The organism is Tunicatimonas sp., assembly GCF_049647865.1.
Classification (GTDB): domain Bacteria; phylum Bacteroidota; class Bacteroidia; order Cytophagales; family Cyclobacteriaceae; genus Tunicatimonas.
This window is the reverse complement of the sequence record NZ_JBARYM010000027.1, coordinates 12,380-28,090: the sequence shown is the minus strand read 5'-3', so window position 1 is coordinate 28,090 and position 15,711 is coordinate 12,380. Positions and strand designations below refer to the sequence as shown.

Genomic DNA, 15,711 nt, shown 5'->3' with positions numbered 1-15,711 from the left:
TTGTTGTTGGGCATCGATCGATAATTGTGCTTCTACTTCGCTAATCCGAATTATTTTAACCGGAGTATCAAAAGAAATTTCTTCGCCTTCTTTCGGATAGAAAGGCTCGCGAATGGGTACGTTTACGTGAACAGGACCGGGTGGATAACTCTGTGTTTTATTTACCGCCTCAGAAACCTGCCGATGGGCGTACCACTGGTCAGCCTCCGTTTGACCTACTGGCAATTCGTAACTAGCCTTTATGTGCTTTCCGTAGATTTCTCGCTGGCGGATAGTCTGCCCATCTAGTTGGTCAATCCACTCCGGCGGGCGGTCAGCAGTAAGAATGAGTAGCGGAATTTGCTGAAAGTAAGCTTCCGCCACGGCCGGTGCGTAATTATAAGCCGCACTACCCGAGGTGCAAATCAAGGCTACGGGGCTTCGGGTCTGCCGAGCCATGCCTAATCCAATAAACGCTGCCGATCGTTCATCGCTCACCGAGTAGGTTTCAATACTTGGGTGGCGGACAAAGGCAATCGTTAGCGGAGCATTACGGGACCCCGGAGAGATAATTACCCGGCGAACTCCTAATTCAGCGCAGATTTGAGTGGTAGCAACGACGGAAGGTAGAATCAAGCTTTTTCAAACAAACTTAACCTATTCTTGAAAGTTTCAGAATTTGCTTCTCTTTTCTTTCGTGCATTCACTGCCTACAAACCCAATAAAAAGCACTTATCCAAATACGGAAAAGTGCCTTCGATCGATAATGCGCTATTCATTATTTACGTCCGATCAATCGCATAACAAGTAATACTGCCAACACAACCAGAAAAATGTAGAATAAAATTTCAGCAATTTCGGCGAAACCAGACGCTAAGCCACCAAAGCCCAGCACGGCGGCAATTAAAGCCAATACTAAAAGTATGATGATCCAGCGAAGCATAATAAAGAATGGTTAGGTTATAAAAAAATTAAACTACTTTAACTCAATATAGAAAAAATTAGGTGCAAATTGTACTGAAACCACTTTTAATCCTACTAACCGTATTCCTTCCGTAGTGCTCGACGCATTAGTTTGTTAGACGCTGTCCGAGGTAAACTCTCTGTTTGGACGACATCAGCAATGCGGAACAAAGGGTTTAATTGCTGAGAAATTAATTTTTGCAGCTCTTTCTTTAGCGGCTCCTTCTCTACTACCTGATTGGTCAAGTAAAAAACCACCAGTTGCTCCGGTCCGCCTTCGGGCGGAGAAATAGCTACCGCCGCCGATTCTGCAATAACTGCGTGCTGATTAAGTACTTTTTCAATCTCTACCGCACTCACTTTAATGCCTCCTAGGTTCATGACATCATCGGCTCGACCTTGGCTCCGATAAAATACCGTTTGGTTGTATTCGCCCAAAATCCGGTAGTTATCACCGTGCTTACGAAGCGGGTGGCCATCTTCAAACGTAGGACTATCCGCGTAGTATGCTTCATGATGATTGCGGTTCAGTAATTTTTGCGATAACCCAATAGCCGGAGGGACGATGAATACTTCACCATCTTGAACTGGCGTTAGCTGCCCATTAGAATTTCTGAATCGTAACTCTAGCCCCAGGGCAGGGGTGGTGAAGGTAGCGGGAATCGCCGGTTGCATCACTGTTCCGGTTAAGTAACCGCCGCCAATCTCGGTTCCTCCGCAATACTCGATGATTGGTGCTTGGAAATCATTCAGCCACATCAAGTACAAATAATCTTCTGCGTTAGACGGCTCTCCGGTAGAACTGAATACCCGCACCGACCAACGGTAGCTTTCCATAACCTTACTTGCTCGCCACACTTTCACCAGCGACGGAATAGTGCCTAGCACGCTCACCTTAGTGTCCGCTACAAATTTACCGAAGGCTTCCGAGGCGGCCGAGCCAGTAAACAGCGCAATGGTTGCCTGATTCATTAGCGTAGCGAAGATCAGCCAAGGCCCCATCATCCAGCCCATTCCGGTGGTCCAGGTTACCACATCCTCCGCGTGAATATTCTGATGATAACGTCCGTCCATTGCACACTTGATGGGAGTAAGATGGTTCCAAGGAATGGCTTTAGGTTCCTGAGTAGTGCCCGACGAAAATAGTATACTGATCGTATCGTCTGGCTGACCAATGTGGGTTTCGGCGGTAGATTCGCCCAAAAAATCATCCCAGTTAATGTCATCCGGCCTTAGTTGAGTATCGGATTGATTTTTTACTACAATTGCTCGCAGCGGAGTAGCTTCTTTTACCCGCGAATATACATTAAGCATCTTTTGATTGTAAGCGTAGGCGTCTACAGTCACGATTGCTTTAGCCTTGGCAATTTTCAACCGACTACTTAGCTCCTGCGCCGAAAAGCTATCGGCAATTAGTACCGCAGCCATTCCGGCATTTACTACTCCTAAGTAAGCCGCTACCGCTTCTTTTCCCAGCGGCATGTACAACGCTACTGCATCTCCGGGTTTTAGACCCATATTTTGCAGACCGGAAGCTACGCGATTTACCAGTGCTTCTAGTTGTCCGTAGGTTAATGTTTTGGTTTGTCCCGACTCATCGGCTAGGGTCAAGGCAGGTTTATCGGCTGGAGCCTGAAAGCAGCTTTCTACAATATTAAGTTGCGCTCCCACCAGCCAGTTCACCTCTTCATTACCCTGGCTGTTGTCTACTATTTGCTGATAGGATTCCGTAAGTTGGATATTTAACTGTTCAACTACTATCTCCCAGAACGCAGCCCGGTTTTGTATTGACCATTCATACAGTTCAGAGTACGATTTTACCCCAGCCCGCTTCATTAAGTCCGAAAGATTAGATTTCTGTATAGTCGGCTCATCCGGTTGCCAAGCTATCTTTCGCGGTTCACTTCCGTAGACATCTTGATAACTCTGCCAAACTTGCTCAAAACTTAGCGTGTCTCGAGCGGTGCTGGCTACGGCCAGCCATTGCTGAATTTTTTGGGTTAGATTGTTGTCTTCTGTTTCCATACTTTTAGGAAAATACGATCTTTTCACTTACTTAGAGCATGTTTAAACTTTATCTTTTATTTTTCTAACGGCTATTTTCCGGTCATACTTCGGCTTTTTCGCGGACGATAGCTTAGGCTATCCCCCTTAAAAAGAGTCTCGACGGTTCGCCGCGCGACTGACCAAAAAATATCTCATAACAAATTCTAAATATAAAATCTAAACACGCTCTTAGAACGAACTTACGAAGTTTATCCTATTAATGGAAAAATCATCCCAGACAGGTTCTGGAATTGATAATGGTCAATTGAAAATCATTAAAAGTTTGTTTATCAGCGTTTTACAAGTCAACTTATTAGTTAATAACTACTACATTCTATGTCTATTTCTCAATTATTATCATTAACGCCACTTGTTTTGTTAATAGGTATTGTTGCCTGTCAGCCAGAGAAAAAGCGAGTCGTGTTTTTTGGTGATTGTATCACTCAAGCGGGCAATGAACCAGGGGGTTACATCGATCTGATGCGTCAGCAAATGGATACGTCCCGCTACGAACTTATTGGAGCTGGTATTAGTGGTAACAAAGTGCCTGACCTTCAGGGGCGCGTCCAGGAAGATGTACTGAGCCATAATCCCGATGTGGTGGTGATCTACATTGGCATCAATGACGTGTGGCACTTCTATAAGTTTGAAGGCACCACCGGAACAGAAAAGCCCGTGTACGAAGCCGGACTAAAAGATTTAATTCAAACCATTACCTCCACCGGTAGCGAAGTGATTCTAGCCACTCCCACTGTGATTGGTGAAGACCCCGACAGTCAAGACGAAACTAATCAGCGACTACTGGAGTACGCCGAAGTAGTACGGCAGGTAGCCGACGAAACGGATACTCCGCTGTGCGATCTGCGAGCAAATATAAGCGAATACCTCCGAGAAAATAATCCATCCAAACAGTACGAAGGAATACTAACTGGGGACGGCGTGCATATGAACGAGAAGGGCAATCAGTTTTTGGCCGATCAACTTGAAGCATGCTTGCCATAATAAACTACTGAGATAAGCTCTCCGAATATTTGTGCGCACTATCGACCTTATTTCGTAACTTTGGATTATGAACTCAATTGTAATTAACCCGAAAGACTTCGTTGAACTCAATTTTTTGAAGAGTTTACTTGAAAAATTAGGCGTTCAGTCAAAAGTTCTATCTGAGGAAGATATTGAAGATTTGGGACTATCGATGCTTATGAAAGACATTGATTAGGGTAATTTCATTATATTTTGTAAAAATAGTGAGTAGTGCTGAGCTTTGCCAGCATGACACTATACGCTATGTTTTCGCAGTTAAACGACCCACGTATTGAGCGTGGCCGTCAACATTTACTGGAAGCGGCCGCCGCCTTTAGGTTTGTAGGGTAGTAAAAATCTAAGAAAGCAAGTTGTTACTACTAAGTTGTGTAAATGTGTGGGTAGTGTATTTTAAATAAGGATGAACAGATTAAAAATTTGGCAACGAGGCAGCAAATCCTATTATTGGGTTAACCTAAACTTCAATAATATGCGTAATTGCCCTCATTGCCAAATCGGACTGCCGAAGCAGCAATAATATCGTAAAAAACGGCTTTACCTCCTACGGAAAGCAGAACTACCGATGTCATCGTTGTAAACGCCAAGCGGTAGAACGCGCCTTAGCGAAGCGGTTTAGCCGTGAAGACCTTTTAGAAACTCTACTGCTGGAGAGGCTTTCGCTACGAGCTATTGCTCGCATCTTGCAAGTGAGTTTGGGATGGGTTATTAAACGATTTCAACAGTGTTGGCAAACAGTTCCTGAACGGCTTCCGACCGGAAAAATGAAAACACCAGAACTGGCTCTTTATTGCTTAGAAGCAGATGAACTCTGGTCATTTGTAGGCGCAAAAGATTGTCCAGAATGGCTCTGGCCCCAATGGAATGGTTGGCTGTAGAGCGACGTAGTAGGCTCGTTGTAGGCTTTCATATTGGAGGACGGGGACAAGAAGGAGCTTTGGGTTTGTGGCCACCGTGGCAGCGGCTCAGTATTCCTAAAAAACTGAGAAGAAAAGCTTTAGTATTTACCGATGATCGCGCGGCGAACCGTTGGGATGCCTACGCAACCGTGTTCGCTAAAGGTCAACATCAGGTGGAGGGTAAGCGACAGACCACTATTATAGAACAATTCAATAATACACTGCGTCAGCGATGTGCTCGCTTGGTTCGTAAAACGCTTTCTTTCTCCAAGACGTGGGAGAACCATTACTTAGCGATCAAATATTTTCTAGTTCACCGGGCGTCGGTCGCTACAATCTTGAGAAGTTGGCAAAAAATCCATCCTTATGTTGAATACACTACCCCTAATTTGTAGGCAATCATAATTGTAATTTTCCAAATTAGAGGGCATGAAGAAATATATAACTGGCAAAATAATTAGTTTGCTCATCTTACCCACTACGCTTCTCTACTCCTACTTCCTCACTCCACTGCTCATAGGTTTGGCTCATTTGCTCTAGCACCTTGGGAAACTCGGCACTCACGTCGTTCAGTTCCGTAGGGTCTTGCTGCATATCGTAGAGCGACCACTGATACGCGGGGGCCTGACTTACGATCTTCCATTTTCCCTGCCGCATTGCCTGATGGCCAATATGCTCCCAAAACAGCGGGCGACCGGCAGCATCACTTTCCCCTTTAAAAATAGGCAGTAGATTTGTACCTCGCAAAGCCCGAATGCTATCGGGATAGGTAGCCTGAGCTAGTTCAGCAATGGTGGGGTAAATATCTACTACGTGAGCGTAAGTATCAATGCGTTCGTCCGTTGCGTTTATTCCTTCGGGCCAGTGCATCAATAATGGCGAAGCAATGCCACCTTCTTCCACGTGGCGTTTATAGCGGCGAAACGGAGTATTGGACGCTATGGACCAGGGTTTACGATACGCGGCGTACGAACCAGGAAAGCCAATTTCTACGGAAGGGTCATTTAGGTTTCGCCCAGTAGTATTCTCCGGCGAGCCTCCGTTATCGGACAGAAAAATTACTAAGGTGTTGTCCCAAGCTTGCTTAGATCGCAATGTATCAAACACTCGGCCCACTCCCTGATCCATGCGGTCAATCATAGCGGCATATACTTCCATTCGCCGCTCCCAGTGAGCTGTAGTATCTCGTTGATCCCATTCTAGCGCTCCTTCTTCCCAAGGGGGCAATTGGAATGTGGTGTCAATTATTTCTCTCTTCTGCATACGTAAGTAGCGTTCCTGCCGTAGCGCCTCCCAGCCATCGTTGTACCGACCTTGATAGCGGGCGATATCTTCTGCCGGAGCGTGGAGTGGCCAATGGGGAGCCGTGTAGGCGAGATACATAAAAAATGGTTGATCACTTTTCTCCGAAAGGTGTTGCGAAAGAAAGGAGGCTGCCGAATCTGACAGCGCATCGGTCATATAGAATTCTTCTTTGGGAGGTGTCCAGGGCTGCCCATTGTAGGCCATCTGCCGAACTCGGGGCTGATCAGTAATTACCTCGTAGTAGCTGCTTGCACCACTAATTAGGCCAAAGTACTTATCAAAACCGCGTTTTGTAGGCCAATATTCCGGCTTTTCGCCTACATGCCATTTACCTGACATATACGTAGCGTAGCCAGCGGGTTGCAAAAGCTCCGCTAGCGTTAGACACTGATTGTTTAGATAACCTTGATAAGGCCCAGGCTCAGGATTACTGTTTATATCACTAACCATGGCACCCATTCCTGCTTCGTGAGGGTACAAGCCGGTAAGCAATGAAGCCCGAGTAGGACAGCAACGAGCTGTGTTATAAAAATGACGAAACGCAACACCGGACTGGGCCAGTTCATCCAGGTTAGGGGTACTGATCTCACTGCCATAGCAGCCTAAATCAGAGTAACCCATATCATCGGCCATAATCAGCAAAATATTCGGGCGAGAGTCAGGCGCAGGTTGTTGAACCTGTTCTGATTGACAGGCTAGAAGAAAAGTAACAAGGAATAGGAAAGACGAAATATTTGAGAAAGTAGGTTGTCTATTCATAACAGTGAATATACAGTCTGCTTTCAGAAAATGAAACAATCAGTAAACAGTTAACAATTGATAAGTAATAACCAGCAGTCGAACTATCTACTCAGCCATAGATATCATTTAAAATTTCAGCTAACCGAAGCCCAGCCAACATTAGTTGCTGTTCTACAATTGGCCAGTTACGATACATGTATTGGTAGCCGATTCGGTGGCTATCGGGAAGGTCGTATACCGTATCACGTAGTTCCATTGCTTCTTCCAGCCACTGCGCTGGTAGAGCTCTCGCGTCATTGGCTACTTCTGCGTCGATGTGGCGATTAAGGTGAGCCGCCAGTTCAGTGTAGCTTAGTTGCTTGGCATTGATCATATCGCTATCCCAAACCCGGTGCAGGTTAGATGAATCGGGTTCGTACATCCAACGTACCCGAACATCGTTTCCGCCCCGGTCTTCACCGGTGCCTACGTGCAGGGGCTGGTGTAAGTCGCCCACCAGATGAACCAGTATTTTCAAGTATTCTTGTTCCTGTTTCTGGGAGATAGCGCCGGTCTTTAGTGCCACAATAATTTGCTGAGTAGCCTCATAAGCATTACCCGTAGGTTCCTGAATTTCAGGATTGTAGGTAGTATTAGGCGGAACGGTTACCCAGTGCCAGGTATTGGTATAATCGTAGGCAGAATCTGAGCGTATTTCGTCCATCCAGGTACTGGCCAAGGCTAAATCTACTGGTCCTAAAATCTGCGTGATACGTGCTTCGGCGGTCCGACTTAAATGCCACTGGGCTAGCTGCCCAATGACCCGGTGCCCGATCTGCCCCCAACTGAATCCAGCTTGGTTAATAAAAATAATAAGAGATAGTGTAGTTACTAATTTCTTCATGGTGGCTATCTGTTTGCGGCGAAGATACATCATTCTGAAAAGGAGGAAAATGTGACTACCGTTTTTTGCATTCTTTTCCTCTTCTCCCTTTAGTATCAAGCTTTTATACCTAAGTGTATTCTTACTATCTTATCTTGATAAAAAATACTATTCTCTTCCTACTACTAATTTTGCCAATCTACTTATCTGCCTAAGCTAATACTACCCTGCTCGGCCAAAAGTATTATTTTACCGAAGCAGAAGGAAAAGTAGCTTTGAAGCGTTTCGTCCAAATGTATCAGGATAAAGTTAGTTGAGAAACCCAAGCTAATCGCATTTATTAAGGAATCTGGGATGGATTAAAGCTAACTGAATCCTTTAAGCACACATCACTTAAACCAATTGTTCACAATCGTAAAGCTCTGGATAGCTACACCTTAGAGAATATAGCCTTTGAAAGCTTACCTAGCTTTTTTATCACTGCAATTTGTATCAACCTACTAAAGTCAACTCTTTTACCTAGTCGTAGTTCCTCCACACAATTATCTTTAGGACTCAATCTATTCGGCTCATATGGGTGCAATTATACTGGCTTACAATATGGTTGGTTATGACGAAACTGATCGGACTTTATACAAATATCCGAAAGCATTAGTGTTGCAAACTATTAATAGTCTGCGGGCAGCAGACTTTCCAATCTCTCTGCCTGAAGTAAATTTAAAAGGCACTATTATTAAAAAATCCCCCCTACCTGAGCAGGCTATCAATAAATTACTAACCGAATATTGGCATGTAATATTTTATATAAAAACGTATTATTTATATACAAATTAGATAAACAAAACCTTCCTTTTAGTATTTTATTATTCAATATTTGAAAAATTCAGAATAGAAAATATATTAAACGCATAGATATTATTTTTTTGAAAATGCAAGAAGCGATAATATCTATTTTAACCATCTCACTAGTGAATTGTCATTGGGAGTTATTGCTGAAGTCTGGATTCTCCCAATGATACCATTCTCCTCCTATTTTAAAACGAAAAATTTTAAACTCATCCGAATACGAGAAATCTAATTACTAGTTATGCTTCGTATATGGATTACCATTCTCAAATAAACTTTTAACTAAAAAACCTTTTTATGAAACGATTTATTCTGGTCATCGGTATGATGACGGTTGTTGCTGGTGGAATCTATTTAATAGGTGCCGACCACATTGATGCTCCGGCTGTAGGTTCATTATCCACCGGTAGCACCGCTGCCGACATCACTGACTTTTACGCTTTTGAAAGTCCCGAAAATGCTGACAACTACGTGTTTGTTTGCAATGTACTTGGTCTTACCGCGCCATCAGCTACTGCTGATGCCTCTTTTGACGAAAATATCATGTACGAATTCAACATCGATAACGAGGGTGATAACGTAGAAGATCTTGTAATCCAAGCTATTTTTCGTGATGGAAAAGTAATTGTCTTTGGGCCGACCGCTCCAACCGAAGCTGGTCTTAACAGTCAGGTAGCCACTAGTGGTACTCGAGTGGAAGCTGCGGTTACTGCCTACGGTAGCGATCCTACTGTTGGTGAGGCTGAAGGCATTAAAGTCTTTGCTGGTTCACGGGATGACCCCTTCTTTATGGACTTTTTTAAGTTTGTAGATATTGTAAACGGAGCGGGGAATGCCCTTGAACTTGATGTACCGGACCCTGCCGAAGGTGATGCATATGCTACCTCTTTTGACGATCCAGGAACCGATACTTTTGCCGGCACCAATGTACTATCTGTCGTTATTGAAGTTCCTAAATCCTCACTCGGGAGTAGCGACTCATTCACATCATGGGCTGAATCCAAACAAAAACAATAGATGCTTCACTTAGCTAATAGATTAAACCATTTAACAATGAAAAATATAAAAAACTCAGTAATGCTACTATGTCTGACACTGCTAGTGGCAACTGTCAGCTGTAAAGACGACGAACCGGATGGTCCCACGATAGAATCACCACAAGCAAGCGTAGGGGCAGATCAAAGCGTTGATATTGAAAAAGCGGTAACGCTAGATGCTTCTTCTTCAATGGGAGAAAATATTACTTACGCTTGGGTAGTTACTGACCCCGACGGCGGAGCGGTTACTTTAGAAGGGGGCGACTCCGCTATGCCTTCGTTCGTTGCTATGTCAGCTGGAGACTACGAGGCTACTGTTACCGTAACCAACGGAGGGGGTGCAGCTTCAGCGATGACTACCATCACGGTAGTGAATCCAACCTACGCTACTGCCGACCAGATGGGGAGGCCTGCGATTAGCACGGTGTTTAACTTCTTCGGCGACGCTGATACTAAGAATAGCTATAACGAAACGTTACCAGCCAATGGAGCAGCGGAGAACGCTACAGGTTTCAAAGGTATTTTTGATGCTCTGCAAGGATATATTGGGCTAGACCCAGAATCCTATACCAACGTGTTGGGTTTAGATAATACCACTACCGCTACTGTGTTGGCGACTGATGTACTGGGTTCTAACAAGACTGCGTCTACTACGTACGGTCCTACTGACTTAAGTAATATAACGCTTGGTCAAAATGTGCTGAACGGACGGGGATTGACCGACGACGTAGTTGATGTAACCTTAATCTTGGCCTTTGCCGGAGATGACCTATCAAACCTTAGTGACTTACAGCAAGGGTTGATTGGTGATAATGTAGGAGCTAATGATAAGGATTTCTTGACTGAATTTCCTTATCTAGCGGCACCTCATTAATCAATTTATGATTATAGGTGGAGGTGCACTACCTCCACCTTAATTTTCTACTTACCTATGAGATATTCCATAACAATATTACTAAGCATCATTGGCTTCTCATGCCATCAATCAGAAGAGCTTTCGGTAATTACTCAGCAAGAAGATTACGTTCGCTTCCTTCAGGAAGATACACTACGCCCAGCTAAAATTGCTTCCATGGAACAGGAAGCTGAATTCTGGCAAGAAAAGATTCAACAGCAACCCAATGGTTTTACCTATTTACAAAAACTAGGCGCGCTAAACCGTCGGCAATTTGAACTAACTGGAGAAGTAAAATACCTTCACCACTCCGACAGCTTATTTGAACTGGCTAACAGCATGGTCAGGGGAAAACGACAATTGGGCAATTTTATCGCTCTAAGCAGCAACTCCATCCAACAACACAAATTTCAGAAAGCATTGGATTATAGCCTTCGGGCTTACGACGTAACTGACGAAAAATTTGGCCCAGTCATGATGGCATATGACGCCCATGCCGAACTAGGTCAGTACGATATTGCCGAGGGCATTATGAAAGCCAATCAAAAATCCGAATCCTTCGATTACTTGGTACGCTTATCTAAATATATGGATCAGGTTGGAGATCTTGACTCTGCTATCAAAGTGATGGAAAAAGCAGTACTATTGCACGACAGAAAAGAAGTAAAACCCTGGGCATTGACTCATTTGGGAGATCTATACGGTCACGCCGGGCAGATTGATCAATCTTACGACTACTATCTGAAAGCACTTAGTCTTGATCCTGAGTATCTGGCTCCATTACGTGGCATCGCTTGGATTGCCTACTCTCACGACCGAAAATTTGACGAGGCAGAAGCAATATTGCAATCAATTCTGCGTAGAACAGCCCTACCTGATGCCTACTTGCTACTAGCCGAAATTGCCGACTACCAAGGCGACGTAGGCAAAAAAGAAGAATGTATCAGCAGCTTTATAGACCGAGCTACCCAGCCTCAGTACGGCGATATGTATAACCCGTATTTGGCAACTTTGTATGCTGAAGAATTAAACGATTTTGACTTAGCTATTGAGCTAGCTCAGAAAGAGGTGCAACGACGACCCACTCCGCAAACCTACGATATGCTAGCTTGGGCTTACCAGCTATCAGGCAACCACGCAAAAGCACTAACAATAGTGCAGGAGCACGTGGAAGACAAAACATCTGAGCCGGAAGTACTCTATCATATCGGAGCTATCTATCTGAAAAATGGTGAAAAAAGCAAAGCCAGGCACTATCTGCAAGAAGTTAAATCTGCTGAGTTTGAACTTGGCCCCCTTACTTTTAGCAACATTAAAGCATTAGATTCTTCTACTTAACTTTTAGGCGGCGGTATTTTATAGCATATGCCAATCGGGTATATGCTTCTATCATTCAAATGAGTTTATTTGTCTTCTTCCCGCCATGAAATCGTTCGTGCTATTTATTGGAAATTCACTTTACTCCCACTTCTTGCTTCTTATTAGTAACCCGTGTCACCGTAAATTTTGACACACATCAATGCTAGAGCTATATAACTGTAAAATCTTTCGTGAGTAACTCTGAAGATGCAGAACTCTCAAGATCACCTCCACACTCCCATCTGTCCCGACTGATAATCCTGAAAGGCTCGACGGATTTCAGCTTCAGAATTCATCACGAAGGGGCCATGCGCCACGATGGGTTCGTTGAATGGTGCACCGTGCCCCAAAATAAGGCGAGATTTTTCTTGAGTGACTACTTCTATTGATTCATCATCCATACCAAACTCTACCAATTCGTGCATCTTCGCTGAGTCACCGTTCACTTCCACCGATCCGCTTACTACGTAGAAAAGGACTTGATCGGTAACTGGGACATCAATAACCAACTTTCCCCCTTCCTTTAAGTCTACGCTAGTCATAGTAAGGTTGGTCAGCGATTCTACTGACCCGGTTTGCCCCTTCCAACTGCCAGAGATGAGGTGGATGGTTACGTTACCGTCGTCTTCGCTAATGTGAGTAATTTCTTTTTTGGATAGGCCAGTGTAGTTTGGCTCAGTCATTTTTAGTTTTGCTGGGAGATTGAGCCACAACTGAATAACTTCTTCTACTCCGCCGTGCGCTTTAAATTCTTCGGATGACACCTCGGAGTGCAGTAGTCCGCTTCCGGCAGTCATCCATTGAATACCCCCGGCTTCAATTTTACTCTTGAAACCCTGCGTATCCTGATGCACAATATCTCCTTCAAAAATATAAGTGAGCGTTTCAAACCCCCGGTGCGGATGGGGCCCAAACGGCAAGCCCTGATTACCCGGTCGGTACTCGTGTGGTCCGTGGTGGTTGACAAACAGAAATGGATCAAGCTGCTCAATAGAATGAGTAGGCATGACCCGAAAGGTAGGTAGTTCCCCAATAGGGTCACTCACTGCTGAATGTATTCGCTTAATGCTTCGCATGGTCGTTTCGCTTGGTTTTTACTATTGATCAACGGTCAGCTTATTAATTGGTTGATTTACTTGTTTAGCTGAATGAGTGATAGTGATTTTGTATTATCTGCTTAACATAATCTATCGCACTTTGAATAGAGAGGAGCAATCACTTCTAAGTGATGATCCATCTTCCTACTTTAATGTGAAAACGAAAAATCTTTTTGTCTTACAATGCTATGATTGATATCCTCTTAATATTGGCCGTCTACGTAACTCTATTAGTAATCATACTACGTATCATGATAAAGCATCCCTTTGCGCTCAATGCCGAGCTGACTTCAAAAACTCCCGTTACCAAAAAGTTCAAGGTGAAAATTACGGGTAGCCATGGTGAGAAACTGGAGTTTTATTCTTTACCAGAAGAGGATATTAACCAGGTGATTGAGACCATTGTAGCCCTAAAGCAAAAGAGGATTAGACAGAAGATACACGTTCTGACACCTGAAGATTTATCATTGCAAAACCTTCAGCGTAATGCCAATGGGTGGCCCGCCCTCTTTCCAATTTCCCTGGCTGGTTTGTCGGACAATCGCCCGTCGGGTCCAACTAGACCCCGTGGAAAAGGCTAAACCATGTTCGCCTAACTCTTCAATCCACTCCATAGTAACAATTACATCGTCCTCCAACATAATATTATAATCGCGCAGGTCTACTGTTAGTTGTCCTCGGCTTTCCGTAAAACTAGCAACCACATTTTGGTTCAGCAGATTCTGGTAAGGCTTCCCATTTTTAACTGAGTAAAAGTTGAGCCGGAATTTAAAGGTCTCGTACTTATTTTCGGTAATAAAGAGATTGAAATTCTGGACGAAAGTCGGGTTACGCTTTACTTTGATGAAGATGCCCATTTCATTGCCTAAAGCATTAAAGGCAAAGTAGGTTTGGTTGGTAGGTACTGCTTTCGTATTCCCAATAATTCGCTCCTTTAGCTTGCGCCCCCGGTAGCGTTTATCTTTTATTACTACTTCTTTGAGCGTAGCCACCGCCTCAGTGAGAGCAACTGTAGGGTCGTCTTGCATTTGCTCTTTAAAGTTAGCCACCACAAAGGAACGAGGCTGGTAACCAACCATTGATATTTTTAGTGTGTCCTGGTTGTATTGTTCATCAATCGCTATCAGGAAGTCGCCATCTTGGTTAGATACCGTTCCTACATTTTTTCCCACTACTCCAATATTTACGTATGCTAATCCCTCTTCGGTAGCTGCATTTTGAACCTTACCTTCCACCGTTTGCGCTAGTGAGGGTACTTCCAACATAAATAAGCTAAGAGACAGCAGAAGAAAACGTGACATAGTTTAGGGCGTTTTGGTAATCACTTCGCAATATATGATACAGCAATTAGTCGTGGAGGTTGAAGAGCTGAAGGACTGAATAAATCATATCTGTTCTATCATTCACCCCTCAGCTCTTCAGTTCTTCGGTTCTTCAGTTCTTCTCAGTTCACCTAATACCTTTTTATTGCGTTTGTAACTTCCGGTCAACTGATGTTCTATTATCATTACCTACCGCATTTTGTACCATAATAAACTCGTGAATATTCTCTTTATCCAGTACCCCAATTAACCGCCCTTGCTTCACCACCGGAAGCAAGGCATCGCGTTGCTCCTGAAAATACTGGTATACTTTTTCCAATGGTTCTTCGGCTCGCAACTGCCGTACTTCGGTTCGCATCACGTCACCAATACGTGCCGACTTGCCGTAGGTAGCCAGTGCCTTAATCATTTCCTTCCGGCTAAGGCTGCCTTGTACTACTTCCTCTGATTCCACCAAAAAAGCCGTAGCCTGACCATCCAATAGCAAATCAACTGCCCGACCTATTTCATCGTCTGGGTGTAGGGTTTGGTAGCGAGTCATCACTACGTCTTCTACCCGATACCCTTGCAGTAATGAGCGGGTTTGCGCAAAATTAGACTCAGCTTGGGCTCCCAAGAAAATAAAAAAGCCAATCAGCAACAGAAAAGGATTATAAAATAGTCCAATAAATATAAAACCAATCGCTAAGACCTGTCCAATTCCGGCGGCAATACGTGTAGCCTGAGGGCGGGGCAACCGAAACGAAAGCAGCGCTCGCAGCACCCGTCCGCCATCCATTGGAAAGGCGGGAATCAGATTGAACAATGCTAGTACCAGATTAGCTACCATTAGCGTATATAAGAAGCTCTGACCATTTAACGTCATCATATCAAAATTCTCTACGCTGCTGGGGTCGGCCGATACTAACAGCCCAAGTACCGCGGCAATAACCAAGTTGACGGCCGGGCCAGCTAATGCTACTATCAGCTCCTGCTTCGGTTCTTCGGGAATAGTTTCCAATCGGGCTAAACCCCCAATGGGCAGCATCGTAATATCGCGGGTTTTAATATTGTACTGCCGGGCGGCCAGAGCGTGCCCTAGTTCGTGCAGAAATACGCATAAAAAGATAGCCAGCAAAAACGCAACTGCCAATAGAATTTGATCAACCGATTGTCCGCGAGAAGCGTTCTGTAGTACGATCCAACCTACTAAAATCAAAAATGTCCAGTGGATATATACCTGAATACCCGAGACTCTACCGAGTGAAAGTGACCATTTCATGCTACCTAGTTTAAAAAGTAATACTTACTGATAAAACTACCTTCGGGTGAAATGTTCT

General features: G+C 44.2%; 16 protein-coding genes. 8 read left to right on the top strand and 8 right to left on the bottom strand.

The features are described from left to right. From menD to WBA23_RS01145, 3 genes are all read right to left on the bottom strand, one after another. A partial coding sequence (gene menD / locus WBA23_RS01155; RefSeq protein ID WP_424580396.1) for a 2-succinyl-5-enolpyruvyl-6-hydroxy-3-cyclohexene-1-carboxylic-acid synthase occupies window positions 1–615 on the bottom strand: 615 nt, incomplete at its 3' end. 142 nt (window positions 616–757) lie between these two features. Beyond that, window positions 758–922 carry a DUF1328 family protein gene (locus tag WBA23_RS01150; protein WP_424580395.1) on the bottom strand — a complete coding sequence of 55 codons (165 nt, stop codon included), beginning with the start codon at window positions 920–922 and terminating at the stop codon, window positions 758–760. A 95-nt stretch (window positions 923–1,017) separates the two neighbouring features. Next, window positions 1,018–2,967 (bottom strand): AMP-binding protein, encoded by a 1,950-nt coding sequence (locus tag WBA23_RS01145; RefSeq protein ID WP_424580394.1) that lies wholly within the window; start codon window positions 2,965–2,967, stop codon window positions 1,018–1,020. 357 nt (window positions 2,968–3,324) lie between these two features. Between WBA23_RS01145 and WBA23_RS01140 the strand changes: the two genes are divergently transcribed. The 4 genes from WBA23_RS01140 (at window position 3,325) to WBA23_RS01125 (ending at window position 5,323) form a co-directional block, all read left to right on the top strand. After that, a complete protein-coding gene (locus WBA23_RS01140) occupies window positions 3,325–3,990 on the top strand; it encodes an SGNH/GDSL hydrolase family protein (protein WP_424580393.1) in 666 nt (221 codons plus the stop codon). A 67-nt stretch (window positions 3,991–4,057) separates the two neighbouring features. After that, complete coding sequence (locus WBA23_RS01135; RefSeq protein ID WP_424580392.1) at window positions 4,058–4,207, top strand: hypothetical protein; 150 nt, start codon at window positions 4,058–4,060, stop codon at window positions 4,205–4,207. Between the two features lie 343 nt (window positions 4,208–4,550). Then, complete coding sequence (locus tag WBA23_RS01130) at window positions 4,551–4,907, top strand: IS1/IS1595 family N-terminal zinc-binding domain-containing protein (protein ID WP_424580397.1); 357 nt, start codon at window positions 4,551–4,553, stop codon at window positions 4,905–4,907. Then, entirely contained in the window at window positions 4,874–5,323 is a 450-nt protein-coding gene (locus tag WBA23_RS01125) for an IS1 family transposase (protein WP_424580391.1), read from the top strand. Before WBA23_RS01130 ends, WBA23_RS01125 begins: the two co-directional genes overlap by 34 nt. A 76-nt stretch (window positions 5,324–5,399) precedes the next feature. On the opposite strand, the gene WBA23_RS01120 is transcribed toward WBA23_RS01125, so the two are convergent. Together WBA23_RS01120 and WBA23_RS01115 are read right to left on the bottom strand one after the other, a co-directional pair. Continuing rightward, complete coding sequence (locus WBA23_RS01120; RefSeq protein ID WP_424580390.1) at window positions 5,400–6,992, bottom strand: arylsulfatase; 1,593 nt, start codon at window positions 6,990–6,992, stop codon at window positions 5,400–5,402. Window positions 6,993–7,083: 91 nt separating this feature from the next. After that, a complete protein-coding gene (locus tag WBA23_RS01115; RefSeq protein WP_424580389.1) occupies window positions 7,084–7,857 on the bottom strand; it encodes a S1/P1 nuclease in 774 nt (257 codons plus the stop codon). A gap of 552 nt (window positions 7,858–8,409) precedes the next feature. Between WBA23_RS01115 and WBA23_RS01110 the strand changes: the two genes are divergently transcribed. The 4 genes from WBA23_RS01110 (at window position 8,410) to WBA23_RS01095 (ending at window position 11,952) form a co-directional block, all read left to right on the top strand. Then, window positions 8,410–8,670, top strand: coding sequence for a hypothetical protein (locus WBA23_RS01110; protein WP_424580388.1), 261 nt, complete (start codon window positions 8,410–8,412; stop codon window positions 8,668–8,670). A gap of 309 nt (window positions 8,671–8,979) precedes the next feature. Beyond that, window positions 8,980–9,699: a DUF4331 family protein gene (locus WBA23_RS01105; RefSeq protein ID WP_424580387.1), complete on the top strand. Its 720-nt coding sequence runs from the start codon at window positions 8,980–8,982 to the stop codon at window positions 9,697–9,699. Between the two features lie 36 nt (window positions 9,700–9,735). Further along, a complete protein-coding gene (locus tag WBA23_RS01100) occupies window positions 9,736–10,593 on the top strand; it encodes a PKD domain-containing protein (RefSeq protein ID WP_424580386.1) in 858 nt (285 codons plus the stop codon). Window positions 10,594–10,650: 57 nt separating this feature from the next. Then, on the top strand, window positions 10,651–11,952 hold the full coding sequence (locus WBA23_RS01095) for a tetratricopeptide repeat protein (RefSeq protein ID WP_424580385.1): 1,302 nt from the start codon (window positions 10,651–10,653) through the stop codon (window positions 11,950–11,952). A 245-nt stretch (window positions 11,953–12,197) separates the two neighbouring features. On the opposite strand, the gene WBA23_RS01090 is transcribed toward WBA23_RS01095, so the two are convergent. The 3 genes from WBA23_RS01090 to WBA23_RS01080 all read right to left on the bottom strand — a co-directional run bounded on the left by WBA23_RS01090 (window position 12,198) and on the right by WBA23_RS01080 (window position 15,653). Continuing rightward, on the bottom strand, window positions 12,198–13,049 hold the full coding sequence (locus WBA23_RS01090) for a pirin family protein (RefSeq protein WP_424580384.1): 852 nt from the start codon (window positions 13,047–13,049) through the stop codon (window positions 12,198–12,200). Between the two features lie 485 nt (window positions 13,050–13,534). After that, window positions 13,535–14,371 (bottom strand): carboxypeptidase-like regulatory domain-containing protein, encoded by an 837-nt coding sequence (locus WBA23_RS01085; RefSeq protein ID WP_424580383.1) that lies wholly within the window; start codon window positions 14,369–14,371, stop codon window positions 13,535–13,537. A gap of 163 nt (window positions 14,372–14,534) precedes the next feature. Beyond that, complete coding sequence (locus tag WBA23_RS01080; RefSeq protein WP_424580382.1) at window positions 14,535–15,653, bottom strand: site-2 protease family protein; 1,119 nt, start codon at window positions 15,651–15,653, stop codon at window positions 14,535–14,537. Between the last annotated feature and the right edge of the window lie 58 nt (window positions 15,654–15,711).